22 protein-coding genes and 1 pseudogene are annotated in these 25,642 nt (G+C 57.8%); 7 read left to right on the top strand and 16 right to left on the bottom strand.

Annotated elements, in window-relative coordinates:
- The first annotated feature begins 42 nt into the window (after nt 1–42).
- The 5 genes from B145_RS0118255 to B145_RS0118275 all read left to right on the top strand — a co-directional run bounded on the left by B145_RS0118255 (nt 43) and on the right by B145_RS0118275 (nt 4,908).
- The gene (locus B145_RS0118255; protein WP_018609284.1) at nt 43–708 is read left to right on the top strand and encodes a response regulator; all 666 of its coding nucleotides are present in this window, start codon (nt 43–45) and stop codon (nt 706–708) included.
- Entirely contained in the window at nt 705–2,129 is a 1,425-nt protein-coding gene (locus B145_RS26235; protein WP_018609286.1) for a sensor histidine kinase, read from the top strand. The genes B145_RS0118255 and B145_RS26235 overlap by 4 nt, the downstream gene beginning before the upstream one ends.
- A 53-nt stretch (nt 2,130–2,182) precedes the next feature.
- Nucleotides 2,183–2,806 carry a cytochrome b gene (locus B145_RS27715; RefSeq protein ID WP_018609288.1) on the top strand — a complete coding sequence of 208 codons (624 nt, stop codon included), beginning with the start codon at nt 2,183–2,185 and terminating at the stop codon, nt 2,804–2,806.
- A 160-nt stretch (nt 2,807–2,966) separates the two neighbouring features.
- Complete coding sequence (locus tag B145_RS0118270; protein ID WP_018609290.1) at nt 2,967–4,055, top strand: GNAT family N-acetyltransferase; 1,089 nt, start codon at nt 2,967–2,969, stop codon at nt 4,053–4,055.
- Nucleotides 4,033–4,908: an arginase family protein gene (locus B145_RS0118275; RefSeq protein ID WP_018609291.1), complete on the top strand. Its 876-nt coding sequence runs from the start codon at nt 4,033–4,035 to the stop codon at nt 4,906–4,908. Before B145_RS0118270 ends, B145_RS0118275 begins: the two co-directional genes overlap by 23 nt.
- Before the next feature lie 2 nt (nt 4,909–4,910).
- On the opposite strand, the gene B145_RS0118280 is transcribed toward B145_RS0118275, so the two are convergent.
- From B145_RS0118280 to B145_RS0118290, 3 genes and pseudogenes are all read right to left on the bottom strand, one after another.
- Nucleotides 4,911–6,122 (bottom strand): DegT/DnrJ/EryC1/StrS family aminotransferase, encoded by a 1,212-nt coding sequence (locus B145_RS0118280; RefSeq protein ID WP_018609292.1) that lies wholly within the window; start codon nt 6,120–6,122, stop codon nt 4,911–4,913.
- Nucleotides 6,115–6,510, bottom strand: coding sequence for a DMT family transporter (locus B145_RS0118285; protein WP_018609293.1), 396 nt, complete (start codon nt 6,508–6,510; stop codon nt 6,115–6,117). Before B145_RS0118285 ends, B145_RS0118280 begins: the two co-directional genes overlap by 8 nt.
- Nucleotides 6,510–6,875: pseudogene (locus B145_RS0118290) on the bottom strand (EamA family transporter); the annotation flags it as partial. The gene B145_RS0118285 and the pseudogene B145_RS0118290, both read right to left, overlap by 1 nt.
- 185 nt (nt 6,876–7,060) lie before the next feature.
- On the opposite strand from B145_RS0118290, the gene B145_RS0118295 reads away from it, so the two are divergent.
- On the top strand, nt 7,061–7,915 hold the full coding sequence (locus B145_RS0118295; protein WP_018609295.1) for an alpha/beta hydrolase: 855 nt from the start codon (nt 7,061–7,063) through the stop codon (nt 7,913–7,915).
- Nucleotides 7,916–8,037: 122 nt separating this feature from the next.
- Here the strand turns inward: B145_RS0118295 and B145_RS0118300 are convergent, their stop codons facing one another.
- The 8 genes from B145_RS0118300 to B145_RS0118335 form a co-directional block, all read right to left on the bottom strand.
- Nucleotides 8,038–9,408: an aspartate aminotransferase family protein gene (locus B145_RS0118300; RefSeq protein WP_018609296.1), complete on the bottom strand. Its 1,371-nt coding sequence runs from the start codon at nt 9,406–9,408 to the stop codon at nt 8,038–8,040.
- A complete protein-coding gene (locus B145_RS0118305; RefSeq protein ID WP_051082622.1) occupies nt 9,395–10,105 on the bottom strand; it encodes an MtnX-like HAD-IB family phosphatase in 711 nt (236 codons plus the stop codon). The genes B145_RS0118300 and B145_RS0118305 overlap by 14 nt, the downstream gene beginning before the upstream one ends.
- Before the next feature lie 373 nt (nt 10,106–10,478).
- On the bottom strand, nt 10,479–11,375 hold the full coding sequence (locus tag B145_RS26245) for an HlyD family secretion protein (RefSeq protein WP_018609298.1): 897 nt from the start codon (nt 11,373–11,375) through the stop codon (nt 10,479–10,481).
- 10 nt (nt 11,376–11,385) lie between these two features.
- Complete coding sequence (locus tag B145_RS0118315; protein ID WP_018609299.1) at nt 11,386–12,132, bottom strand: ABC transporter ATP-binding protein; 747 nt, start codon at nt 12,130–12,132, stop codon at nt 11,386–11,388.
- 10 nt (nt 12,133–12,142) lie between these two features.
- Nucleotides 12,143–13,279: an ABC transporter permease gene (locus B145_RS0118320; RefSeq protein ID WP_018609300.1), complete on the bottom strand. Its 1,137-nt coding sequence runs from the start codon at nt 13,277–13,279 to the stop codon at nt 12,143–12,145.
- Complete coding sequence (locus B145_RS0118325; RefSeq protein WP_018609301.1) at nt 13,276–14,658, bottom strand: TolC family protein; 1,383 nt, start codon at nt 14,656–14,658, stop codon at nt 13,276–13,278. The genes B145_RS0118320 and B145_RS0118325 overlap by 4 nt, the downstream gene beginning before the upstream one ends.
- Before the next feature lie 332 nt (nt 14,659–14,990).
- Entirely contained in the window at nt 14,991–15,371 is a 381-nt protein-coding gene (locus B145_RS0118330; protein WP_018609302.1) for an Hsp20/alpha crystallin family protein, read from the bottom strand.
- Nucleotides 15,372–15,389: 18 nt separating this feature from the next.
- Entirely contained in the window at nt 15,390–15,827 is a 438-nt protein-coding gene (locus tag B145_RS0118335) for an Hsp20/alpha crystallin family protein (RefSeq protein ID WP_018609303.1), read from the bottom strand.
- 354 nt (nt 15,828–16,181) lie between these two features.
- Between B145_RS0118335 and B145_RS26250 the strand changes: the two genes are divergently transcribed.
- Nucleotides 16,182–17,285 carry a DUF748 domain-containing protein gene (locus B145_RS26250; RefSeq protein WP_018609305.1) on the top strand — a complete coding sequence of 368 codons (1,104 nt, stop codon included), beginning with the start codon at nt 16,182–16,184 and terminating at the stop codon, nt 17,283–17,285.
- A gap of 61 nt (nt 17,286–17,346) precedes the next feature.
- Here B145_RS26250 and B145_RS26255 read toward each other — a convergent pair whose 3' ends face one another.
- The 5 genes from B145_RS26255 to aceE all read right to left on the bottom strand — a co-directional run bounded on the left by B145_RS26255 (nt 17,347) and on the right by aceE (nt 25,126).
- Nucleotides 17,347–17,988 carry a hypothetical protein gene (locus B145_RS26255; RefSeq protein WP_018609306.1) on the bottom strand — a complete coding sequence of 214 codons (642 nt, stop codon included), beginning with the start codon at nt 17,986–17,988 and terminating at the stop codon, nt 17,347–17,349.
- Nucleotides 17,985–18,593, bottom strand: coding sequence for a hypothetical protein (locus B145_RS0118355; protein ID WP_018609307.1), 609 nt, complete (start codon nt 18,591–18,593; stop codon nt 17,985–17,987). The genes B145_RS26255 and B145_RS0118355 overlap by 4 nt, the downstream gene beginning before the upstream one ends.
- 332 nt (nt 18,594–18,925) lie before the next feature.
- Nucleotides 18,926–20,707, bottom strand: a complete 1,782-nt coding sequence (lpdA, locus tag B145_RS0118360) for a dihydrolipoyl dehydrogenase (protein WP_018609308.1) — start codon at nt 20,705–20,707, stop codon at nt 18,926–18,928.
- A gap of 13 nt (nt 20,708–20,720) precedes the next feature.
- The gene (gene aceF, locus B145_RS0118365) at nt 20,721–22,355 is read right to left on the bottom strand and encodes a dihydrolipoyllysine-residue acetyltransferase (protein ID WP_018609309.1); all 1,635 of its coding nucleotides are present in this window, start codon (nt 22,353–22,355) and stop codon (nt 20,721–20,723) included.
- A gap of 98 nt (nt 22,356–22,453) precedes the next feature.
- Nucleotides 22,454–25,126 carry a pyruvate dehydrogenase (acetyl-transferring), homodimeric type gene (gene aceE / locus B145_RS0118370; RefSeq protein WP_018609310.1) on the bottom strand — a complete coding sequence of 891 codons (2,673 nt, stop codon included), beginning with the start codon at nt 25,124–25,126 and terminating at the stop codon, nt 22,454–22,456.
- Nucleotides 25,127–25,642 lie beyond the last annotated feature (516 nt).

A 25,642-nucleotide genomic window follows, 5' to 3' on the forward strand; every position in this document is an offset into this window, starting at 1 on the left:
CTTTAGACTGTAAAGATACACCCTATTGCATCCCACCACGCTATGCGTCTATTACTGGTAGAGGACGACGCCACCGTCGCCTCCGGCATATCAGAAGGCTTGGCCCGATCAGGCATTGCGGTAGATCACCTGCGCGCCGCAGAGCCCGCCGAATCGGCCCTGGCGCTCACCTCCTATGATCTGGCGATCATCGATATCGGGCTACCAGGCATGGATGGGCTGGAACTGATCCGCCGCGTCCGCCGCAAAGGCATCATGGTTCCCGTGCTGATCCTCACTGCCCGCGATGGTCTTGAAGACCGGGTCAAGGGGCTGGATATCGGGGCGGACGATTATCTGGTCAAACCCTTTTTGCTCCCGGAACTCCAGGCCCGCATCCGCGCACTCGTACGTCGCAGCCAAGCCTCGGTCAGTTCCGGGCTGGAGTTCGGTCCCCTGGGGCTGGACTTGGGCCTGCGCATGGCCACACTGAATGGCACACTCCTGGAGTTGACCGGGCGCGAACTGGATGTGCTCCAGCATCTGATGCTGGCCGCACCCAAGGTGCTCTCCAAACAGAAGCTCACCGAAAGCCTGGGCTGCTGGGAAGGCGAACTCTCACCCAACGCCATTGAGATCTACATTTCGCGTCTGCGTGCCAAGCTGGCCGATTCTGTGGTGCAGATCCGTACTGTGCGTGGGATTGGTTACCGGCTGGAGCTGTCTTGAGCCTACATCTGCCCACCCGATCGGGCTATTCGCTACGACGACGCCTGCTCGGCTTTCTGCTCATGCCGCTACTGGCCCTGCTGGGCATCAGCATCATTACCGACTACACCGAGGGGATGCACGTTGCCAATCGGGCTTACGACCATGCGCTCTTCAGCACCGCGCTCGCCGTCGCTGCCCGTCTGGACAGCAATGAAGACGAAAACGATATTGATCTGACCGCCCAGGCTGAAGCGGTATTGCGTACCGATGTGGCCGACAAGGTGTACTTTGCAGTCACCCGCAGCAACGGGGGCCTGATTGCTGGCGACAAGCAACTGGCCACCAAAGCCACCCCCGCCTATGAGGGCAACCCAAGCTACCACTTCGACATTCTGGGCGGACTGCCGGTGCGGGTGGCCACCTACCGCTACCGCCCACTGGCTGGCTGGTCGAGTGACGCCACAATCATTGTGGCCGAGACCACTCACAAGCGTGAGACGGCTGCCAACCGCATCATGATCACCACGCTCTGGACCGATCTGCTGCTGATTGCGACCTCCCTGGTCGTGGTGTTCTTTGGCATCCGCTATGCCATGATTCCCCTGGATGCCTTGTGCGAAGGCATCCGGCAGCGGGAGCCTGAAGACCTCAGCCCGGTCAATGAATCCAGTGCGCCCAGCGAAATCCGCCCCCTGCTCAGCGCCATCAACCGCCTGATGAGTAACCTGCGCGATGCGGGTGCTGCGCAGCAGGCATTCATCTCCAGCGCCGCCCACCAGCTGCGTACCCCGTTGGCTGGTCTGCAGACCCAACTGGAGTTGATTGCGGAAAACCTCAGCGGCGAAACGCAGGCGCGCGTGGAAATCGTCAAGAAATCTGCAGCCCGCCTGGCGCATCTGACCAAGCAGATGCTGGCCTTGGCGCGTTCATCGGTAGATGCCAATCCGGTGGTGGAAATGCAAGGGGTGGCACTCACCGATCTACTGGAATCGGCCGCCTCGGATTTTCTGGACACGGCCCTGCAAAAAAACATTGATCTGGGCTTTGAAGCGGAGCCCGCACATGTGCAAGGCTCAGGCTGGATGCTCAGGGAACTGCTGGCCAACCTGATCGACAACGCCTTGCGCTACACCCCGGAGGGGGGGCATGTCACCGTCCGCTGTGGAACGGACACCAAGGGACAGCCTTACCTTGAGGTGGAAGACAACGGACCGGGCATCCCCGAAGCGGCCCGCGAGAAAGTGTTCAAGCGTTTCACCCGCCTGGAAGAACAATCCACCGAAGGTTCAGGACTCGGGCTTTCCATCGTCAAGGAAGTTGCCAAACTTCACCACGCCAAAGTAGAGCTGCGCACCGGGGCTGGGAACTGCGGTCTGATCGTGGCCATCCACTTTTCCACGCTGTCTGGTTTGCAACGAGCCTCCCATCTGTCAGGGTAACGAAGGGAATCCCTTGCTAGCCTCAATCTCCTCCGCTTACTGGTCAAATTGGCATGAAGCCCAGCTTAGCCGAAACACCTCCCCCGCCATCTGGCTACCCGCGCTGGCCCGCCATCTGCATCGTGCTCCACTGGAGCATGGCGCTCATCATGGTGGTGGGTCTGGTGGTTGCATTTGCTTCTCCCAACCACCACGCCCCCGGATACGCTCCTATGAGAACCCTGCACCACAGCATGGGGGTTCTGATCCTGGCGCTACTCGTCCTGCGGGCCATCATCCAGTTCCGGGTGCGCTCAATCCGCCGCAACGCCATGGATTGGGCGGACTGGCTGGACTGGATCGCCCAGGGCGTACATGCCGTACTCTATTCCCTGATGTTCATGCTCCCCATGCTGGGGTGGGCGTTGGTCAATGCTCGCGGGCACGAGGTTGTGGCATTCGGGCTGACGCTGCCCAACATCACCGCCGGACGCAACCCCGACCTGGAAGACACCTTGGTCGCGCTGCACGTCTCGGCAGCCTGGATCTTCATCGGCATGGCCACCCTGCACATGGCAGGTATCGTCATGCGTCACCTGATCTGGCGAGACCAGGTATTGGTATCCATGCTGCCAAAGGGTATGCTGTGCGCCTCAAAGGCGGATCGAGACCCCGATCACGCCACAATAAGCAAGTAGCAGATCTGTTCCAGGGTCATGGACAGATCCTGAAATGGAAGATTGATCGGTATCACCATGTGGGGAAATCTGTTTTTCTACTGCCAGAGAGGCAAGGGCTTGTCACGCCCCGAACAAGCATCCTGGCTGGCCCCGCACGCCTGAACCCGTCCCCCCGCACATGAATAGTTCTGTATCACTGAACGGGCTTGAGCCTGACGCACTGTTGCAACACTTCACCCATCACCCGCCCAAAGGGTTTGAGGCATTTGTATTGCCCGAAGGTGTACATGGGTTCTACGCCGATTTCGACATTCTGACCACGGCAGACGACGCCGTGCAACGCAAGCTGGCAAAGCTCCCAGGCGGCAAGTGGCTACGCAGGCTTCTGTATCTGCGGACCTGCTTTATTGGCACCACCGCCAGCGAATATGCGCCGCTGCCGGAGCAGATCAAGCCAAGCCTGTTGGTTGAACGCATTCTTGCCACGTGGCAACGACGCTCGATGCTGTTGATTGTGAAGGATGTGCCAGAAGCCTCCCCTTTGCTCTCGGCACAAGCCAACCGGTACGCGGAAGACTTCATCGCTGCCAGCCTTGCCAAAGGGTTCTTCATGGTGGATGGGCAGGCGCTGGCCTATGTGCCCATCGATTTTGCCTCGCAGGACGAATATCTGGCGCGGCTCTCTTCCGGGCGGCGGCGCGATATCCGCCGCAAGCTCAAAGCGCGTGCGGCCCTTCGGCTGGAAGTGCTGGACACCGGCTGCGAGCGTCTCAAGGACGCGGCCCTACTCGATGAACTCTATGCGCAATACCTGGAGGTTTATGCGCAAAGCGAGATTCATTTTGATCTGCTCAGCCCGGAATTTTTCCGGGCCGTGCTGCAAGACGCCACAATAGACGGACGCCTTTTCCTCTACTGGCACGAAGAAAAAATCATTGGGCATAACCTGTGTTTTGTCTATAACGGCATGCTGGTCGACAAATACGTCGGCTTCCGCTACCCGGTAGCCCGCGATTGCAACCTGTATTTCGTGAGTTGGATGGAGAATCTGAATTACGCCCTCGCCAACGGCCTGAGCCACTATATTGCAGGCTGGACCGACCCGCAGATCAAGGCCTACCTGGGGGCGAGCTTCACATTCACACGGCATGCCGTCTACGTGCGCAACGCCATCCTGCGGAGTATTCTGCGCCGCCTCTCCGGGTTGTTTGAAAGTGACCGCAAATGGTTTGAAACGGACAAGAATGCACTCGCCCCTCATTCTTGATTTTGACGCCTCTCTGCCGAGCCTCGAAAATGCGTTCCGCATTGACCTGGGCGCATGGCAAGAGCGCATTCGTTTTGGCTGCACCATGCAAACGTGGCGGGAGCTGGAAACACACCTCGCCACAGCCTTACCCTCCCATTACGGCACGGTCTGCATGGGCAGTGGTGACTATCACCACATCAGCCACCTGCTCATCAAACGGCTCGCCGAGCATGAACCTTTTGACGTGGTGGTGTGTGACAACCACCCGGACAATATGCGATTCCCATTCGGCATCCACTGCGGCTCATGGGTCAAGCACATTGCAAAGCTGCCGCAGGTTCGTTCCATCCATGTCATGGGCATCACCTCCGGTGATGTGGGCTGGCAACACGCCTGGGAGAACCATCTGTGGCCGCTGTATAACGGCAAGGTGCGCTACTGGACCATCGGCGTTGGCAACGGTTGGGCCAAGGCAATCGGACTGGGGCGAGCTGTCAATCGGTTTGCGGACAGGCAGACAATGCTTGCAGCATTGAACGAGGAACTTGCCCGCCATGCAACGCCGGTGTACCTCTCCATCGACAAGGATGTGCTCAGCCCGGACGAAGTGCGCACAAACTGGGATCAGGGCTGCCTGACACTTGCTGATCTGCAGAGCCTGATCAGCACTTTGCAGGGCCGCATCATCGGTAGTGACATCACTGGCGAAGTCTCGATCTACCACTATCTGGCCCGCTGGAAACGCCTGTTGAGCGCAATGGACGAGCAACCCGAGATTTCCTCCAGCGAATTACAGCAGTGGCAGACCCGACAGGCCGAAGCCAATGGCATGCTGATGGAAGCTATTGCCAGGGCTCGTCGACCGGCTTGAGTTTAGCCGCAGCAGCGCCGCAGCACAGTCAGAATCCGCTCAAAATCCGCATCATCCAGCCAGGGACTATTGCTGATCGTCAGCGAACGGTCGGCAAAATCCCGCGCGTGCGGATAATCCCCTTGCTCCACCCAGGGTCGCAGATAGGCATAGTCATGCAAGGCGTGGATGAACATCCGCGTCACGCCCAGCCCAGCCCCCCACAACTCGGCCATGGCGGCATCCCGTGTCTGCACATCGGGCAGCAGCACCATCAGTGAGGGCCATACGCCCTGCGCATTGGGCACAGCATCCGCCACCACCTGTACCCCCGGCAACGCTGCCAATTGCGTGATGCGCCTTTGCGCCTGAGACGCAGTTTCAGCCTGAAATCCCGGCAGCCTTTTCAATGCGCGCAGCCCCACCGCCTGCCGCCAGCGCCCTACTTTATGCAAAGGCAATTCCGGGTCAAACACATCGCCCACAGCCTCTTCCAGATTCCCCGTACGCAAGCCACGACGCAGCGGGATGCCGTAGACATAGTTCAAAGAACTGGGCCGATAAAATGCAGCATAACCACACAGTTCCAGGCTACGCATCCACTCCATGCGCCAGTCTACTGGCACGATCTCGTCACTCACACGCGCAATCGCGTGCGCCAGTGCAGGGTCCCGCGCTACCCACAGCCCCCCTTCATACAGGCTCAGCCCCTTGCCTGCAGCGAAGCTGAAAAATCCAGCATCCCCCATCAAGCCAATACTTTCGCCATGAATACGGGCACCGAAAGCCTGCGCGGCATCCTCTACCACGAGCGCCCCGCAAGCATGCGCGATCTGTGCCGCGCCCGCCACATCGGCCACCCGGCCTGCCAAATGAGTGGGGATGACCGCCAGCGTATCCTGATCGCATAGCGCAGCAAGTGCGGTTTTGTCCAGATCAAAACTGTTGGGTGCCAGATCGCACAACACCGTTTTGAGGCCACAGTGGGCAATTGCCAACGCCACCAAGGGGCAGGTATAGGCGGGAACGATGACCTTGCTGCGCGGTGAAAGACGCCGCAATGCGCTCAGGATCACGATCAGGCAGGCCGTGCCGGAACATTCCAGCCCCGCGCGAGAAACACCCAAAAAACGCGCCGCCTGCGTAGCGAAATCCCCCCGCCGCACGGGCAGAAGATCGCGCAGATGTAGCGGCAGCCCCGCCGTAGGGGGAATCTCACGCCAAGCCTTAAGCATGCGTCTGAGGCTCCTTCGGTTCGCTATAGGCCAGACACACGACCCCGGCCAGAATGAGGAGCGCACCCAGATACTGGACAAGGTTGAGATGTTCGCCAAACAACGGCACAGAAATAATCATGACGCCGATGATTTCCAGGTGGGACGCCGCAAATGCCACCCCGACCGATACCTTGCGCAACAGGGTCATCCAGATCACAAAGGCCCCCAGGTAGCCGATGATTGAGCCATACACCCAGGGTTCGGTCAGCACCCGCAGCAACCATGCAAAATTCAGGACGAAAGGTTCGGCATGGTTGGCAGCGATCTTGAAGCAGACCTGCGAGAAGGTATCCATCACCAACAACATCAGGAAACCCACAAAATAGAAACGACGGATATCGCTCATCACCCTGCTCCCCCAACCAATGCCACGCCCAGTACAATCAAGGCGACCCCGATGACCCGCAGGCGGGTAAAGTGCTCATGGAACCAGATCCGCCCGCCGATCATGATGATGACGATACTGAGCATCCCCAGGAGCACGCCTTGCGACAACGGCACGACCGACAGGAACGCCAGCCACAGGACAAACTCTGCGATAAAACAGACAATCCCCACCCAGAGCCAGGGTCGGGCCAGCATATGACGCCAATGTGCCCAGCCGGTCGCCGTGTCATTTTCGATCGCGGCAGCCTTGAAGGCCAGATGGCCTGCGGAATCGACCAGCAGATTCATGCCCCAGAGGGCCACTACATATAAGGATTTCATAGTTTGAGACGCTTGTACGCTACGGTTTCTGACAGATTTATTAAATCATGCGCGGTGACAGGATCAAGACAGCTGCTTCTTGCGATAATCACGCCGGATTCTGCCAAATTACGTTTGGCAGACATGTAACAAGAAGCCTGCAAGTGGCGCTTGCGGGCTGTAGAGGATGAAAATAGGTGGCTGACACCATGTCGATCGTATCTGAACCCCTCTCTGGCGGGGACTCTGCCGGTGTGCTGTTGATTCACGGCCTGACCGGAACGCCCAATGAAATGCGCTACGTGGCCAAGGGCCTGACCCGTGCAGGTTTTACCACGCACTGCGTGCAACTGGCCGGGCATTGCGGCACCGAGGCAGATTTGCTCAATACCGGCTGGCGCGACTGGTTTGCCAGCGTTGAAGAGGCGGCGGACAAGCTCCTTGCGGAAGTGGATCACCTTTTCGTGGCGGGCTTGTCGATGGGTTCTGTGCTGTCGATCAAGTATGCCATCGAACACCCGGACAAGGTCAGCGGTCTGGGGCTGTATGGCACCACATTCTTCTACGATGGCTGGAGCATTCCCGCCGTGGGGCGCCTGTCCTTCCTGTTGCCGATTTTTGACCGCCTGGGGATTGGCCGCAAGAAAGCCTTCATCGAAACCTTTCCGTATGGCTTGAAGAACGAGCGCCTGCGTCGCTCCGTATCCGAAAAGATGCTCTCGGGCGACAGCGAAGCTGCGGGCCTGCCGGGCAATCCCTGGCCCTCGCTCGCCGAGTTCTACCGCTTGTCTCACGATGTGCAGCGCAATCTGCACCGCGTCACCGCCCCTGCCCTGGCGATGCATGCCCGTGAAGATGACGTGGCGAGCCTGCGCAACGCCCAACTGATCCAGCGCAAGACCTCTGCCCCCGTAGAAACCGTGGTGCTGACCGACAGCTACCACATGATCACCGTGGATCAGGAGAAGGAACAGGTCGTGGCCCGCTCGGCAGACTTCTTCAAGCGTGTCGTTGCCAACAAGCAGGCCCAGCGGGAGCGGAAGGTTCGCCAGATGGCAGGCTGATTTCATCGCAATTGACACGTTGCTGACATAAAAAGGGCCGTTCTCGAACGGCCCTTGTTTTTTCTCGCTGCATGATCATTGCATCGCCAAAAAGGAGGAGGCTCCTTTTTGGCGCGAGTCAATCAGGCACGCTTGGCAAGATTGAGCAACTGATCCAGCAGTTCGATCCCCAGATCGATTTCTTCAGTGCTGATGTGCAGCGAAGGCGCGAAGGTGATCACGTTCTTGTGATAACCGCCCACGTCCAGCACCAGGCCACACTTCTTGCCCTTGTGCTGCAAGCCACCAGCCAGACCGATGTCAACCATCTTGTCGAGCAGACGCTTGTTCGGCGTGAAGCCGTCGGCTTCACACAATTCAGCACGCAGTGCCAAACCCAGGCCATCCACATCACCGATTTCCGGGTGACGCTTCTGCAGATCCTTCAGGCCAGCCAGGAAGTGGGCGCCCTTGCCCATGACCATGGCTTCGTAATCTGTTTCGGCCAACATCTTCATCGTTTCCAGACCCACAGCCGTACCCAGCGGGTTGGAAGCGAAGGTGGAGTGCGTCGACCCGGGCGGGAAGATGGTCGGGTTGATGAGTTCTTCACGCGCCCACAGACCAGCCAGCGGGTTCAGACCGTTGGTGAGTGCCTTGCCGAAGACCAGCACGTCAGGCTTGACGCCGAAGTGCTCAATCGACCACAGCTTGCCGGTACGGTAGAAACCCATCTGGATTTCATCGACCACCAACAGGATGTTGCGCTCATCGAGCACACGCTTGATGCCCTTGAAGAAGTTCGGGGGCGGGATCACGTAGCCACCGGTCCCTTGGATCGGCTCGACGTAGAAGGCGGCGTATTCGCTTTGGCCAACCTTCGGGTCCCACACGCCGTTGTATTCGCTCTCGAACAGGCGTTCAAACTGGGCAACACATTGCTCGCCGTACTCTTCCTTGCTCATGCCCTTCGGGCCACGGAAGTGGTAAGGGAAGGGGATGAAGTAGGCGCGGTCACCAAAGTGGCCGTAGCGGCGACGGTAACGGTAGCTGGAAGTGATGGCAGACGCACCCAGGGTACGGCCATGGTAGCCGCCTTCGAAGGCGAACATCAGGCTCTTGCCTTGGGTGGCGTTACGCACCAGCTTCAGGGAGTCGTCAATCGACTGCGAACCGCCCACGTTGAAGTGAACGCGGCCAGCGTTGCCGAACTTCTTCTCCATATCTTGCGCGATGACTTTGGCAAGCTCAATCTTGGTCGGGTGCAGATACTGGCTGGCCACCTGCGGCAGCGTGTCAATCTGATGCTTGAGGACGTTGTTCAGGCGCGGGTTGGAGTAGCCGAAGTTGACGGCGGAATACCACATCTGCAAGTCGAGGTAAGGCGTGCCTTCCGCATCAAACAGATAGCTGCCTTCGCAACGATCAAAAATCTTGGGCGGATCAGCGTAATGCACCGTATCGCCAAAGGAACAATACTTGGCCTCATCCGCCAACAAATCAGAATCTCGCATCTACTCTTAACTCCAAGGATTGAGGAGCGACGTTCAGGTCGTCCGTTTCACCAGCCAGCGCTGGCAACAATTCGATTGCTTCGGCAAAGCCAAGAATCGAGGTGTGGTGTATGGCATGTGTCCGGCAGTACTCATTGAGCCGGTACTTGGCAAACACGAAGTCTACACTGCCTGCAGCACAAAAATCAGAGGCGCCATCGCCAATCAGCAAAACACGCTGGGTCTTGCTTTGCTCGCGGCGGGCACAGGCACACTTGCAGGTGCCGCTGTCGACCTTGCAGGTCGTGTTGGCATGGGGGGATTCCAGCATCCAGCCACGCGAGCCACTGGGCATCAGCTTGTTGGCCAGCACGGGCACATCGGTAATGCCATGGCGGGCCATGATGCGGCGGATGGCATAGTCGAGCCCATCGCTGACGATGGCAAGTGGCCAACCGCGACGCTGCACTGCACGCAAAAACGCGGGGAAGGCGGGGTCGATACGAATCTCGTCAATGGCAGAGTCAAGCTCTGCCTTGCTCGCGTCCAGCATCCCGATTTGCGCCTGCATACACATGCGGGAGCTGATCTCACCATCACGCCAGCGCTTTTCAAGCGCTTCCCAACCGGGCTTGCCGAAGCGCTCCAAGAGCACATCGGTTACATCATCGACGGAAATCGTACCGTCGAAATCACACAAAATAGACCAGGTAGCCAATGTAAGGCTCCTCCTTGTTACGTTTCGCCATGATTTTACGGAGACCTACCTGTCGCAATCCTGTCGGTCACAGAATCGTGAAGAGCCCAGACTCACATATTCAGCGGAATGGATAGGCAGAATGACAGATTCACCCTGCCCCGTTCTGGATCGTCGCCTCGGGCGACGGTGGCAAGATGCCATGACGTCATATTGACATCTTCAAACCGATTTGCCGATCCAGCGCAGACAAACGGTGCACAAACAATCCCACAAATCCCTTCCCGGCTTCAAAGAAAGGAGACAATATTCTATTCATCCCACCTCAACCAGGCCGGCATCGCAGAACGACATCATGCGGTGTTTCGTGGGCAAAACACCTAACAATGATTTGTCATTGCTGCTTGCGAAAGCTCACCCTCACATTCTGCCCCACCCGCAAATCAGGTTGCTGCTCAAACTCCAGTACGCATTCAAGAACGCGCACATTGGTACGCACCTGGGATTCATCATCAAGCTGCGCGGCACGATAGACCTGCCCGATCTTCTTCAGCCGTGCTACAAGGGGTTTTGCATCAGGATGCGATTCGATCACGATATCTGCCAGCATCCCTTCCTTGAGCCCGACCACGAAGCTTTCATTCACCTCGGCACGCACAACCAGTGCCCCATCCGGCAGATACGTGATAACGGGCTTACCCGCCCCAGCCCGGCTACCGGCCTGTGCATAAACCTTGAGTACACGCCCATCGGCAGGCGCCTTGATCACCAGCCGCTGAATCTGCCACTGCGCAATGGCTTGCCGTTTCTGCAGGATTTCCAGATTTGCACGAGTCATGGCCACCGCTGTCTCGGCCTGCTTCTGCTGGGCCAGGGCTTCGTCGACCTTCTGCATCTCGGTCGCGCCGAGATTGGCGGCTTCCTGCAAGCGCTTGGTCTGCTGGGTGAGCCTCGTCAGGCTTTCCTGCTGCCCCTTGAGTGCCACTTCGGTCTGCCCGATCTCCGCCTGCAAGAGTGAAAGATCCAGCTCTGCGGCAGTAGCCTGCAAGCGCAACAGCTCCTGCCCCCGTTTGACGGAGGCGCCTTCCGTTACCGCAACGGCGTCAACCTCGCCTTCAACCGGCGCATAGATATCCAGAATTCCCTTCTGGGTATCGATCTTGCCACGCGCAATGGCCACCGCAGCTACAGGGGCAGCAGCCGCTTTGGGAGCAGGCACTTTCTCCGCTGAGCATCCCGCCAGCATTCCAACACAAACAAGCATGCCAATGACACGGACTTTGAAAGTCATGCTGTTTCCCTTATTTGACTGCATTCGATTCACCATGAGCGGATTTTTCAGGGCGCCACTCCCGGCCTATCAGCCCATCTTCCATTGCCAATACCCGATCCGCACTACCGATGAGGCGCGGATCATGACTTACACATAAAACAGTGGTCCCATGCTCCCGGGCTACCCGATGCAGAATATCCACAATATTGTGTCCATTCTCACCATCCAGTGCGCTGGTGGGCTCATCTGCAAACAGAAACTGGGGGCGCTTGGCCAATGCTCTGGCCATCGCCACGCGCTGCTTCTCCCCACCTGAAAGCTGGGCCGGGCGCGAAGCGACTCGATGCAGCATGTCCACTTCCTCAAGCGCCTGCATTGCGCGTTCGCGCGCCTGCTTATCGGACAAACCAAGATAGCCAAGCGGCAATTGCACCTGTTCCAGCGCAGTCAAAGCACCAAACAGATTGAAGCCCTGAAAGATGAACCCGGTATGTTCAAGGCGGAAACGCTGCAGATCTTTCTGCCCCAGTGCTGTAATGTCCTGCCCCAGGATGAGTACCCTGCCGGCATCGGGTTTCTGCAAGGCGCTCAGCAGCGACAGGAGTGTGCTTTTCCCACAACCCGAAGGCCCGGAAATCAAGGTCAGCTCCCCCGCAGCGATCCCGATTGAGACGCCATCGAGCACCTTGATCGTAACCTCTCCGCTCATAAAGGACTTGCACAGCCCTTGTGCTTCGATGCTATGGCCCTGCCAGTTCTGTACTTGCTTGTTCATCAGGCGGCCTTTATCTCAAGAGCATGGCCGGATCGGCACGCCACAAACCACGTGTAGCCACCAGCCCCGACACAAAAGCCAGGCCCATGACAAGCACGGCACAAGCAATGGCAACAACCGGATTCATGTCGGCTGGTACCCCCTGATGGCCTGCCAGCCACAGCAGCGCCGCACCGAACAAAGCGCTGATCACAAGCCCGATTGCCCCAACCCACAACGATTGCTCCACCAACACCCTGGCCAGTGAGGTGAAACTCACCCCCAGTGCGTTGAGCGTTGCGTACTCGCGCGCAGAAGCCACCACCAGCGCCAGCAAGGACTGACTGGTAATGACAGCGCCCACCACAAAAACAATCACCGCCATGAACAGAACGGCCACCCCGGCCCCCGTATCGAATAACCAATAGCGCTGGGATCGGCTGGCAAATTCGTCGGCGGACCACACTTCAAACGGCCCAAAGGCAGACTCCGGCTTGATCCGGACACGCACGCTTTCAATCTCTGCAGGATCGCGCAACTTCGCCACAAAGTAGGTTGCACTACCAGGGGAAGCGTTCGAGGTATCGAGCATGCGGGCGCTATCCAGCGAGGCCAGCACGTTAACACCGCCCAGGCCCCGCAAGCCATCCACCACACCAATCACATGCACCAGTCGGCCATTGATCCACGCCTCTCCGCCCACGCCAGCATTCAGTTGCTCAAGGTCGGCGCGATCAACAATCACCGCACCCGGCTCACGCAAGCGTAGGCGCAGATCATCCGGCAACACCTGCGAAAACATCATTGCCCCCGGCGAGGTGTTGATGCCGGAGACAAACACGGAGGCGGCCCCCTGCGTGTCATCCCGCCCACGCCAATCCCCCTCCACCCAGACATAGGGTTCCACCGCAGCAATGCCTGGGTCCAAATGCAGGCGCATGGCAACATCCCCGCCAATGCTGCGGCCAAAGTTCACACTCTGGGTGCCAGGGTAGCCCACCCACACATCAGCGGAAGAACGGGTGACATACACGGCAGCGCTACCAAAAATCCCGAGTACCAGGGCGGCCTGGACAAGAAGCAACAGCCCGGAGAACCCCACCGCCATGACCGCAGGCAGGAATTTACGCCATTCATGAATGAGGGATTGACGCGCCAGGGAAATCACGGTGCCTCCTTCGCTTCCGGCAAAGGTGCGCCGCCAATGGCTTTGTACAGCGTCACAATCGCCATCGCCTGTGCTGCGCGTGCATCGATAAGCGTGGCGTCTGCCTGTAGTTGCTCACGCTGGAACAAGGCCCGCTCATAGGGGCTGGAAACCCCCAGCTTGATCAGGGCGGCCTGCCGCTGGGCCTGATCTTTAAAAGCGCCGACATCATCTTCCGCCTGATTCAACACGGTGCACTGGTAATTCAGGGTGGCAAGCGCCACCTCAGTCTGCCCCACCGTCTCCACCAGAGCCTGCCGATAAGCCAGCACGGAAGCCTGCAGGGCTTCGTTGGCCGCGTCTGAGCTGGCTTTGCGTCCGCCAAAATCAAAAACAGGAATGTCGATGGCCGGGCCAATCAGCGGGAAAAAATCGAAATGGCTTCTTTGCCGAGTCGACAAGTCATACGCCAGAAGGTAGGAAGTTCCCAATGCCACGTGGGGATACAGATGGGCGCGGGCAATACCGGCCTCCCCCGCAGCCGCGTTGACATCCGCCTCGGCCCGCCAGATTTCTGGTCGGGTACGCAAAAGGTCGGCGGGCAACTGGGTCAGCTTGAAATCTGGGGCAAGGGGCTGGGACGCCGCCTGAAACCAGGCCGGATCAGGTTCAGTCTTGCCCAGCAGCACCGCAATGGCCTGGGCTGCACGCAGCTCTGCCAGTTTTTGCCCCGCCAGGGCCAGCTTGTTTTGCTGCTGGCGCTTGAGGACAGGCTCCTTGCCGATCCTGGCCATCAGGTGGGCGTCGATCCGGACCTCGGTCAGGTTCGCCAGTTCATCGTCCACTGCACTCAGGGTCGTGGTCGAAGCAATCTGCGCCTGTGCCGCCCGCAATTCAATATAGTTGCGCACGATCTCTGCAACCACATTCACGCGTGCGGCCTGGACATCGGCCAGGGCGCGTTGAATTTCCCCTTGCGAGCGGAGCTTGGCAGCATCCTTCATGCCAAACAGCCCCAGATCCCACACCGCATTCAGGGTCAGTTGAAAATAGGATTTCTCACCTGAAGGGTTGTCGACGCTATGCGCCCCTGCCATAACGTTCGGCAGATAGGCTACCCGGCTTTCGTGTGCCAGCAGCCGGGCCTGACGCAGACGGCTCTGTGCCTGTGCCAAGCCAAGGTTCTGATCCATGGCGGCGCGCACCAGATCATCAAGTACCGGATCATTGAAAGACTTCCACCACCCCTGCAAATCAACGGGAGGGGGCACATCACCCACCTCCGCTGGCTGCTGTTGCCAACGTGCAGGCAGCTCCTGCGGCAATGGCGGCGGCGAAACGTTCAAGCAGGCGCTCAAACTCAGGCAGGCAAGAAAAGCACCAAGGCTGCGTAGTTTCATAAGGGACAGTTCGCCTTAGCGACGTTCAAGCACAGTGTTGCCCCCGCCAGAAACAACCCCTGGCCGGGATTCCCAAGCCGCACCTCTGCCCTGGTGAGCCTGTGCTCGCACATGGTCAATGCGAATCAATATCTTCATGTCCCGGGGCAGCTCCTTTGTGCCGTTTCGTATGCTGAAAAATACTAACTAACCATTATACCGGGCAAAGGCTCTGCCGACCTTGTTGTTCCGTTAACCTAAAAAAACAAAAACCTACATTGCCCCTTCCGGCAGATACAAAAACACCGCCCAACAGGAGCGGTGTTTTCGAAGGAGGAGCCGGTTGGCACTTTTTACTGCACCCGTACCTCGATCTTGCGGGGCCGAGCCCTCTCCGCCTTGGGTATCCGCAGGGTCAGCACGCCATTTTTCAACTCAGCAGCAATCCTGTCGCCATCCACACCAGGGCCGAGCGTGAAGGCACGGTAATAACGCGGCACCACCACTTCAACATGGCCGGGCTGCAATTCGGGCACCACAGGCAAGCTCAACTCCCCTTCGATGATGAGTGTGTCGGCCTCAACCCGGACGCTCAGCTTTTCACGCGGCACCCCGGGCATATCGGCAAACAAGGTGATGCCATCCGCATCTTCCACAACATCAACAGGCGGCTGCATATTGTGCTCATCCAGGCTTGAAGGCTTGGGGCTACGTGTTTCTTGAGTCGTATTCATGGTCTCTCTCCTGCGCATTTATTGAATGGCGACCTGGCGACGCTTGGTCACCTCACGGCGCTTGACGCTGATATGCAACACCCCGTCGACATAACGGGCCGCGACCTGCTCGACATCAGCGCCTTCTGGCAGGTTGACGCTGCGATGAAAAGCCCCGGCAAAGCGTTCGTTGATATGCACGGTATTTTTTGCGTCATCCTGCGGCAATTCGCTCTTGCGCACGCCTGCAATCTTGAGCACACCACGTTCGATACTCACGTCAATGCTCGCTGGATCAAGCCCGGGGGCAAAAGCATATATCTCGATAGCATTAGGCGAACTGCCCACGTTCAAGGCAGGAAAACCACTCCGCCCCGAGCCACGAATACTCCCTGCGGCCCCACCAAAGCGTGGTAGTTCGCGTTGCAGCCGGTCAAGCTCGGCGAGCCAGTCGCTGGGAAACAAGGTTCTGAACATGCAGTGCTCCTTTCGAGGGAAAATCCGCCTCGGCAATAGTGTTGGGCGGGTCTCATGTCTTCGCAGATAAGGACGGCAACAGGACTTTTCAAGCCCCCCTCAAAGCTTTGGGCATGATACCGGCACGCAGCACACACCCATAAATGAAAGGTAATGTGAAACTCCAAGAGCAATACATGGTCTCAGAGCCCAGGCATGCAGATAAATTGCCGGTTCACTTTTCTTTTCATATTCCGCCCGTGCGCCGCACCCTGCATCCGCAGCCCCGCAAGATGAAAGCAAAGAAACCCGACACGGATTAAAATATCCTCCCCATTCAATCAAGCAGCCCCTTGGCTGCGAGTACACGGTCGTATGTTTTCCAAAAAAATAGTCTTCAGAATACTCATCGGTAGCTTCCTCCTTGTCGCAGCATTGGCGCTGGCCTATGGGGCAGCCTTGCGCCTGCTCAAACAACAGATCGTCAGCGCCTTGGGGCCAGAGGGTGAGGTTCAATCCATCGAGGTATCGCTGCACGCCATCGAAATCCGCGGGCTGCGCGTCAAAGCCGGGAGCGCTCTGCACAAGCGTATGGGCTGGCCTGCCGCAGATGAATTGCGCGCCGACAAGGTACGCGTGGTGCCAGACCTGCGCAGCCTGCTGACTGACACCGTGGTCGTCCGCTCAATTGATATCGACGGTGGCTGGCTGCCCATGATGCGCACCACCAAGGGATTACAGATCGTGCCGGGCCTTCACGCACCCAAAAATGATGATAAAGAGGATGCCGACCAAAGCAAGCCTAAGGCCCAGCACAAAATCAGCTTCGGCACCATCGCCCTACACGACAGCCAGATCGACTTCTACGATGCCACCGTCAGCCACAAACCGCACCTCATCCCACTGAGGCGCATCGAAGCACACCTGGATGACTTCCATCTACCCGACATGGATGAAAAGTCGGCGCTGGATATCCAGGCAGAGGTGGGCGAGCATCACCCAGGACGTATTGCCCTAAAGGGCTGGCTGACCCCTGGCAACCTGGATTCGCAGCTCAAACTGGATCTAAAGGATGTCTCCCTGACCCTGATCGAACCTTATCTCGTCAAGGCGGCGGACACCCACGTCAAGCGGGGCAGTTTTTCGCTGGAACTCGACTCCAAGGTCAACGAGCGCAAACTCAACGCCCCCGGCAAACTGGTGCTTGATCACATGGAACTCAGTGGCAGCGGCATGCTGGGAGGCATCGCCCGAGACACAGCACTGGCCCTGCTACGTGACCGAAGCGAACAGATTGACCTGAACTTTGTACTCAAGGGCGATCTGGATGACCCCAAGTTCTCCCTGAACGAAGAGTTCTACACCCGTATCGGGAGTGCGTTGGCAGAAACACTGGGGATTGGCTTCGAGAGCCTGGGCAAAGGCGCAAGCTCCGTCACCCAGGGCATTGGCAAGGCGATCAAAGGGCTATTCAATTAGAGGCATATAACGCAAACGCCCAGGCATCCACCTGGGCGAATCACCCTACGAACCTGCCGTTTTACTTCCAGATGTGGTACATGCCGAAACGAGTGACTTCGATATTGCCTGACCAATAGCCGAAAGAACGGTTACCATCCCAGCGGTACATGTGCCCATCGCCACTGCTATCGATAGTTGTCGAGCAATACCTGCCTGTATCCACATCCATGCCGCGGTAATTACCAGACACCCAGCGACGGCGTATCACTTGGACTGGCTGGGCATAATAGCCCTGATTGATCACCTGGGTCCAACCAAAAGTTTCCGTGTAAGACCTGCTCTGGCTATAACTACCATTTACACCAAAAGGTGCCAGATAGGACAACCACTTGAAACCGGAGCCCAATACCGGAATGTTTTTCAAATCGACAGAAATGCCGACCGTCCACTGATATCCAGTAGTTTTAGCCTGGGTCCAAGCATAGGTGCAAGTACCTCCACCGCCACCGCCAGAATTACAGAAAAAGGACGGGCCGCGCCACACCCAATCATCCCAGGTATTGTTTGCCTGTTGCTGAATATATGCACCAGAATCATTCTTGCCAAACGCTGAGGCACGGGTGGCATGATATGGCACACACTCATCAGCCTGGGCGCTCCAAGCGCTCAGCACCAAGGAAAGGGTAAGCACGCAGGTCTTGACGATGTTACTGTATTTCATTGTGCACCTCCACTCGCAGAAATACCAAAGACATTCTCTACAGTGTTCATCGATTTGACTACTTCTGCGTTCGTCATGAATGCGCCCTGCGCCGATGCCTGGATAACGGCCTTGGCCTGTGTCTGCACCGGTGTCACGTAATACCCACGCCCCTCCTGATCCTGAGTAATGCGTACGGCTTCAACATCAATTGTCGTCCCCGTAATCTCCTTGAGCAACGCCGATTCCTTCAATGTCTTGCTTCCATCGCCATCCAGCACAACCTCTTTGCCAGCGGCGAGCGCACTCTTGACCTGAGCCAATTGGCTTTTGTCCAGGGAGCCTGTGGCCTGCACAACAAGGATGTCATAATCACTGATATTACCCGCAGGCAATGCGGCAACCAGCTTTTCAGCCACAAATCCATTGGCATTACCTTGCACCAACACCTTCTGGCGAACGTCTGCACTTGCCGCAACAACGTTACCCGGCGCAGGCACATTCGCGCTACTGGTCGCAACACCGCCCTGCGCAGAAGAAGCACTATCGCCCCCCGAACTACCTCCGCAGGCCGACAGCGCCACAACGCCCCCCATGACCAGTGCCAATTTCCACTTCAAAATCATAACGCCCCCTTTATATGCCATACAAATAAACAACCCACATCACATTTAAATAGTACCTTACAAATATGGCAAAAAAGTATGACTTTGCGCTTACTTTAATTAATATTTATTTACAACTATTTTGAAATGCCTTTGGCAACGATTTCAAAACCAAAAGCATATGAATTGATTACTTTAACTACCCCGAAAGTAATAACTTTAATTAAAAATAAATATATACAAATGAATACTTGAAACAAATACTTATAAAAAATCTCAACCTCAACTTCATCAATCAATAGACAATAAAAAAGCCGCTTAAAGCGGCTTTTTTTTGATTTTGATCAACCAGGCTATTTCTTTTTCATCGGCGGTAAATCGGTACACACCCCTTCAAAGACTTCGGCGGCCATCCCCACCGTTTCACCCAGTGTCGGGTGCGGGTGGATGGTCTTGCCGATATCCACGGGGTCGCAACCCATTTCAATCGCCAGCGCGATTTCGCCAATCATGTCGCCCGCATTGGGGCCGACAATCGAGCCGCCCACGATACGATGAGTTTCTTCGTCGAAAATCAGCTTGGTAAAGCCGTAATCGCAGCCGTTGGCAATCGCACGACCAGAAGCTGCCCACGGGAACTTGGAAACGCCGATCTTGCGGCCAGTGTTCTTGGCTTCGATTTCGGTCACGCCCACCCAGGCCACTTCAGGCTCGGTGTAGGCTACCGAAGGAATGATGCTGGCATCGAAGAACGCCTTCTCGCCCGCAGCGGCTTCCGCCGCAACGTGACCTTCATGCACGCCCTTGTGCGCCAGCATGGGCTGGCCCACAATATCGCCAATGGCGAAGATGTGGGCAATGTTGGTGCGTTGTTGCTTGTCGACCGGGATGAAGCCGCGATCCGTCACGATCACACCAGCGTTTTCAGCGCCGATCTTCTTGCCATTCGGGCTGCGGCCGACGGCTACCAGCACGAGGTCATACTTCTGTTCTTCGGCAGGAGCCTGTTCGCCTTCAAACTTGACCAGCAAGCCATCAGGACGCACGGTCACACCCACCGTCCGGGTCTTGAGCATGATCTTCTCAAAACGTTGCAGGTTGAGCTTTTCCCACACCTTGACCAGATCGCGGTCAGCACCAGCCATGAGGCCGTCGCCCATTTCCACCACGTCGATCTTGGCGCCGAGCGAGGAATACACCGTCGCCATTTCCAAGCCGATAATGCCGCCGCCGATCACCAGCATGCGCTTGGGCACAAAGCGCAGTTCCAGCGCGCCGGTGGAATCAACAATACGCGGGTCTTCCGGCAGGAAGGGGAGCTTCACGGATTGGGAACCCGCAGCGATGATCACCTTCTGGAAGCGGATCACCTTCTTCTCGCCGGAACGATCCTGCCCTTCACCAGAAGTCAGTTCGACTTGCAAGTGATGCGGGTCGATAAAGCTGCCGTAGCCGCGCACCACTTCAACCTTGCGGGCCTTGGCCATGCCAGTCAGACCGCCGGTGAGCTTGCCGATGACTTTTTCCTTGTGGCTGCGCAGGCGATCCAGGTCGATCTGCGGCGCATCAAAGGCCACGCCGACACTGGCAAAGTGCGAGGCTTCTTCAATCACGTTGGACACGTGCAGCAGTGCCTTGGAGGGGATACACCCCACGTTCAGACACACCCCGCCCAGCGTGCTATACCGTTCGACCAGCACGGTCTTCATCCCGAGGTCAGCCGAACGGAACGCGGCGGAATACCCGCCAGGGCCAGCGCCCAGCACCAGCATTTCGCATTCCAGATCCACCGTACCGGCATAGCTGCCAGCAGTAGGCGCAACCAGCGGGGAGGCGGCCACAGGTGCGGGCGCAGGGGCCGTGGCAGCTTGGGGCTTGGCTTCACCAGCGCCGGAGACGGCATCCAGCATCAGCAGCACGCTGCCTTCGCCCACACGGTCACCGACCTTGATCAAAACCTGCTTGATCGTACCGGCTGCGGTGGAAGGCACTTCCAGCGTAGCCTTGTCGGATTCCAGCGCGGCAATCGGATCATCGACGTTGAGGAAGTCACCTGGCTTGACGAACACCTCGATGACAGGAACATCCTTGAAGTCCCCGATATCCGGGACTTTCACTTCAATCAATTGACTCATCTTGTCTCGATCCTCAAAGCATCACGCGGCGGAAGTCTTGCAGCACACCGGCAAAGTAGGCATTGAAACGGGCGGCTTCGGCACCGTCGATCACGCGGTGATCCCAAGACAGGGATAACGGCAGGATCAGACGCGGCACGAATTGCTTGCCGTCCCACACCGGGCGGGTTTGCGACTTGCACACGCCCATGATCGCCACTTCAGGCGCATTGATGATCGGGGTGAAATACGTACCACCAATCCCGCCCAGCGAGCTGATGGAGAAGCAACCGCCTTGCATCTGGTCGGGCTTGAGCTTGCCTTCGCGGGCCAGCTTGGCGAGTTCGCCCATTTCCTTGGCGATCTCAATCACGCCCTTCTTGTCCGCATCCTTGATGACCGGCACCATCAGGCCATTGGGTGTATCTGCCGCAAAACCGATGTGATAGAACTTCTTAAGCACCAAGTTATCGCCATCGAGCGAGGCATTGAAGCTGGGGAATTTCTTGAGTGCAGCCACGGCAGCCTTGATCATGAAAGCGAGCATGGTGAGCTTGACGCCACTCTTCTCGTTTTCCTTGTTCATCTGCACGCGGAAGGCTTCCAGCTCGGTGATGTCTGCGTCGTCATGGTTGGTGACGTGCGGGATCATCACCCAGTTGCGGTGCAGGTTCGCACCGGAAATCTTCTTGATGCGCGACAGCGGCTTGGTTTCCACTTCGCCAAACTTGGCAAAGTCGACCTTCGGCCAGGGCAGCACACTCAGCCCCCCCACCGAAGCGCCTGCAACACCACCCGCAGGAGCGGCAGACAAGGCGCCCGACGCGACTTGCGCCAGAATACCCTTGACGAAGTTCTGCACGTCTTCCTGCAGCAGACGGCCCTTCGGACCCGTGGCAGGCACCTTGCTGACATCCACACCGAGTTCGCGGGCGAAGCGACGCACCGCCGGGCTGGCGTGGGTCTTGCCAGCTTCGGCAGTGGCACGCGGTGCGCTCACAGGAGCAGCGGCTTGAGCAGCCATCGCTGCACCCGTGGCCGGAGCGGCAGCCGGGGCTGGCGCAGCAGCTGCTGCGGGGGCGGCACCTGTTGTAGCTACAAGCACCAGCACGTGGCCTTCGCCTACACGCTGACCTTCCTTGACGCGTACTTCCTTGACCACACCAGCCACCGTCGAAGGCACATCCATCGTGGCCTTATCGGATTCAAGCGTGGCAATCGGCTCATCCACCTTGATCGTGCTGCCAACTGTCACGTACAGCTGAATGATGGGAACATCCTTGTAATCCCCGATATCGGGGACCTTCACTTCCACAACTGCAGAAGCTGCGGCCGGGGCAGCAGCGGGCGCCGCCGGAGCTGCTGCTGCGGGTGCTGCGACAGGTGCAGGGGCGGCAGCCGGAGCGGACGCTGCAACAGCAGCAGCGCCTGCGGCTTCCAGCACCACAACCACGTGGCCTTCGCCCACGCGGTCACCCACTTTGACGCGTACTTCCTTGACCACACCAGCAGCCGAAGACGGCACTTCCATGGTGGCCTTGTCGGATTCCAGGGTCAGCAGCGGGTCTTCTGCCTGGATGGTGTCACCGACCTTGACGAGTACCTCGATGACGGGCACATCCTTGAAGTCGCCGATATCGGGTACTTTAACTTCGATGAGTTGACTCATGTGTTCTTCTCTTCCTAAGTGATGAGGGAGGGATGGCGCAAATGTACCTGTGCGCCCTGGCGGTCACAGCCGCCACGGCGCACAGTTCATCCCTTAACTCATACGGTCATCGGGTTCGGTTTGTTGGCGTCGATGCCATACTTGAGCATCGCAGCGGCCAGCTTCTCGCGTTCGATCTTGCCTTCGTCGGCCAGCGCCTTGAGGGCAGCCAGCACCACCCAGTGGCGGTTGACTTCGAAGTGCTGACGCAGCGCTTCGCGGGTGTCGGAACGGCCAAAACCGTCGGTACCCAACACCACAAACTTGCCCGGCACATAGGCACGGATCTGTTCGGCATACAGGCGGATGTAGTCGGTCGCGGCGATCACCGGGCCTTGTACATCCTTGAGCTTGGCGGTGACGTGCGGCAGACGCTGGGTTTCCAGCGGGTGCAGCATGTTCCAGCGTTCGGCGTCCTGACCATCACGGGCCAGTTCGTTGAAGCTCGGTGCGCCCCAGATGTCGGATTCCACGCCCCAGTCGGTGCGCAGCAGGTCAGCAGCGGCGATCACTTCGCGGAAGATGGTGCCCGAGCCCATCAGTTGCACGCGCGGTGCCTTGCTGGCCACGCCACTCTTGAACTTGTACAAGCCCTTGATGATGTCGGCTTCGGCACCGGCAGGCATCTCCGGGTGCTCGTAGTTCTCGTTCATCACGGTCAGGTAGTAGTACACATCTTCCTGTTCCACGTACATGCGACGCAGACCATCCTGGAAGATCACCGCGACTTCGTAGGAGAAGGTCGGGTCGTAGCTCTTGCAATTCGGGATGGTGTGAGCCAGCACGTGAGAGTGACCGTCTTCGTGCTGCAGACCTTCGCCGTTCAGCGTGGTGCGCCCGGCTGTGCCCCCGATGAGGAAGCCGCGTGCGCGCGAATCCCCGGCAGCCCAGCACAGGTCCATGGTGCGTTGCAGGCCGAACATCGAGTAGAAGATGTAAAACGGGATCATCGGCACGCCATGGGCGGAATATGCGGTGGCGGCGGCAATCCAGTCAGCCATGGCGCCTGCTTCGTTGATACCGTCTTGCAGGATCTGGCCGTCGACGCTTTCCTTGTAGAACATCAACTGGTCATGGTCTTGCGGTACGTATTGCTGGCCACCCTGGTTCCAGATGCCGTATTGGCGGAACATGCCTTCCATACCAAAGGTACGGGATTCATCCACCACGATGGGCACCACGTGGCGACCAATCTGCTTATCTTTGAGCAGGGTGTTGAAGATCCGCACCAGCGCCATGGTGCTGGAGAACTCACGGCCTTCGCCGGAAGCCTTCAGCAGGGCTTCAAATGCGGGCAGTTCGGGCACAGCCAGCTTTTCGGCAGTACGACGACGGGCAGGCAGGTAGCCGCCCAGCTCCATGCGCCGTTGGCGCATGTAGTTCAGTTCCGGCGAGCCTTCTTCAAACTTGATGAAGGGCAGCTCTTCGATCTTGTCGTCCGGCACCGGGATGTGGAAGCGATCACGGAAGGCGCGCAGCGCATCCAGCGACATCTTCTTCTGCTGGTGGCTGGTGTTCTGGGCTTCGCCAGATTCGCCCATGCCAAAGCCCTTGATGGTCTTGGCCAGGATCAGGGTCGGTTGGCCCTTGTGCTCCACGGCTTGCTTGTAGGCCGCGAAAATCTTGACGATGTCATGACCGCCACGGTTCAGACGCCAGATGTCGTCATCAGACCAATCGGCCACCAGGGCCTTGAGTTCCGGCGTGTTGAAAAAGTGCTCACGCACCCAAGCGCCGTTCTTGGATTTGTAGGTCTGGTATTCACCATCGACCACTTCCATCATCCGCTGCTTGAGCAGACCTTGCGGGTCACGGGCAAACAGGGCATCCCATGCGGAACCCCACACCAGCTTGATCACGTTCCAGCCAGCGCCACGGAATTCGGATTCCAGTTCCTGAATGATCTTGCCGTTGCCACGCACTGGGCCATCCAGACGCTGCAGGTTACAGTTGATCACGAAGATCAGGTTGTCGAGCTTCTCGCGCCCCGCCACACCAATGGCGCCACGGGATTCGACTTCGTCCATTTCGCCGTCGCCCATGAAGGCCCACACCTTGCGGTTGGCTGTCTTGGCGAGGTTGCGCGCTTCCAGATACTTCATGAAGCGGGCTTGATAGATGGCGGCCAGCGGGCCCAGACCCATGGACACGGTGGGGAATTGCCAGAAATCCGGCATCAGCCAAGGGTGCGGGTACGAGGACAAGCCCTTGCCACCCACTTCCTGACGGAAGTTTTCCAGTTGTTCTTCGGTCAAACGGCCCAGCAGGAAGGCGCGAGCGTAGATACCGGGGATGGAGTGACCCTGGAAGTAGACCAGATCGCCGCCGTGTTCAGCAGACGGAGCATGCCAGAACCAGTTGAAGCCAACGTCGTACAGCGTGGCGGACGAAGCGTAGGAAGCAATGTGCCCGCCCACGTTGGTGTGCTTGTTGGCACGTACCACCATCGCCACCGCGTTCCAGCGCAGATAGGCCTGGATACGCAGTTCGATTTCCGGGTCGCCGGGGTAGTTGGGCTGATCAACCGTGGCGATTGAATTCAGGTAAGACGTGCTGGCGCTGTATGGAATGTCCACCCCATCTTCACGCGCATCTTCAATCAAGCGTTCAATCAGGTAACGGGCACGTTCCTTGCCCTCTTGGGTAATTACGCCACTGAGCGCGTCCAACCATTCCTGAGTCTCCTGACGGTCCGCATCGGACTGCAGAAGCACATGGGGCACAGCTGCCATCGACTTCTCTCCTTGTTTTGGGTTTTAACGCACCGGAGGGCCAACAGCGCCACACACGGTCGCAGAGGGAACGGCCCCAGCCAGTTACCTGGACAGGGGCCACACAGCCTGTAATCTCTTGGCAGCTCATTTCACACACCCTCACAAACACACATTCAACTCTTATACATGAGTGAGGCGAGCCGCGTTTTTCACAATATAAAACAGCCATTCACCATACGCAACAAAAAATCGACTCTTTTTGTCAGGAAAATGGTCAGAAAACAAAACGAAATCAGTATGTTGCATCGCACCAAGAGTTGCTGGGAGGCTTTGTCTGGCAACTTTTCTTGATAATTCAGCCGCTTGCTGCGAACACCTGCATCACCCCCCGCCTATACGATAAGCGTGGCATTTGTCGCAAAACACTCAATGACTCTGCCTGACGATGTGTAAAATCCTGCGCCAAGAACACTTACCATGTTCAAAAAAGAAATAACGCGGGGACACACGGCAATACGGGCATGAGATTTGACA

Source organism: Uliginosibacterium gangwonense DSM 18521, from assembly GCF_000373965.1.
Taxonomy (GTDB): Bacteria; Pseudomonadota; Gammaproteobacteria; order Burkholderiales; family Rhodocyclaceae; genus Uliginosibacterium; species Uliginosibacterium gangwonense.

Coding starts and splice junctions, on each gene's coding strand:
- B145_RS0118255 (WP_018609284.1), top strand. CDS start 43: ATGCGTCTATTACTGGTAGAGGACGACGCCACCGTCGCCTCCGGCATA.
- B145_RS27715 (WP_018609288.1), top strand. CDS start 2,183: ATGAAGCCCAGCTTAGCCGAAACACCTCCCCCGCCATCTGGCTACCCG.
- B145_RS0118270 (WP_018609290.1), top strand. CDS start 2,967: ATGAATAGTTCTGTATCACTGAACGGGCTTGAGCCTGACGCACTGTTG.
- B145_RS0118275 (WP_018609291.1), top strand. CDS start 4,033: ATGCACTCGCCCCTCATTCTTGATTTTGACGCCTCTCTGCCGAGCCTC.
- B145_RS0118280 (WP_018609292.1), bottom strand. CDS start 6,122: ATGCTTAAGGCTTGGCGTGAGATTCCCCCTACGGCGGGGCTGCCGCTA.
- B145_RS0118285 (WP_018609293.1), bottom strand. CDS start 6,510: ATGAGCGATATCCGTCGTTTCTATTTTGTGGGTTTCCTGATGTTGTTG.
- B145_RS0118295 (WP_018609295.1), top strand. CDS start 7,061: ATGTCGATCGTATCTGAACCCCTCTCTGGCGGGGACTCTGCCGGTGTG.
- B145_RS0118300 (WP_018609296.1), bottom strand. CDS start 9,408: ATGCGAGATTCTGATTTGTTGGCGGATGAGGCCAAGTATTGTTCCTTT.
- B145_RS26245 (WP_018609298.1), bottom strand. CDS start 11,375: ATGACTTTCAAAGTCCGTGTCATTGGCATGCTTGTTTGTGTTGGAATG.
- B145_RS0118315 (WP_018609299.1), bottom strand. CDS start 12,132: ATGAACAAGCAAGTACAGAACTGGCAGGGCCATAGCATCGAAGCACAA.
- B145_RS0118325 (WP_018609301.1), bottom strand. CDS start 14,658: ATGAAACTACGCAGCCTTGGTGCTTTTCTTGCCTGCCTGAGTTTGAGC.
- B145_RS0118330 (WP_018609302.1), bottom strand. CDS start 15,371: ATGAATACGACTCAAGAAACACGTAGCCCCAAGCCTTCAAGCCTGGAT.
- B145_RS0118335 (WP_018609303.1), bottom strand. CDS start 15,827: ATGTTCAGAACCTTGTTTCCCAGCGACTGGCTCGCCGAGCTTGACCGG.
- B145_RS26250 (WP_018609305.1), top strand. CDS start 16,182: ATGTTTTCCAAAAAAATAGTCTTCAGAATACTCATCGGTAGCTTCCTC.
- B145_RS26255 (WP_018609306.1), bottom strand. CDS start 17,988: ATGAAATACAGTAACATCGTCAAGACCTGCGTGCTTACCCTTTCCTTG.
- B145_RS0118355 (WP_018609307.1), bottom strand. CDS start 18,593: ATGATTTTGAAGTGGAAATTGGCACTGGTCATGGGGGGCGTTGTGGCG.
- lpdA (WP_018609308.1), bottom strand. CDS start 20,707: ATGAGTCAATTGATTGAAGTGAAAGTCCCGGATATCGGGGACTTCAAG.
- aceF (WP_018609309.1), bottom strand. CDS start 22,355: ATGAGTCAACTCATCGAAGTTAAAGTACCCGATATCGGCGACTTCAAG.
- aceE (WP_018609310.1), bottom strand. CDS start 25,126: ATGGCAGCTGTGCCCCATGTGCTTCTGCAGTCCGATGCGGACCGTCAG.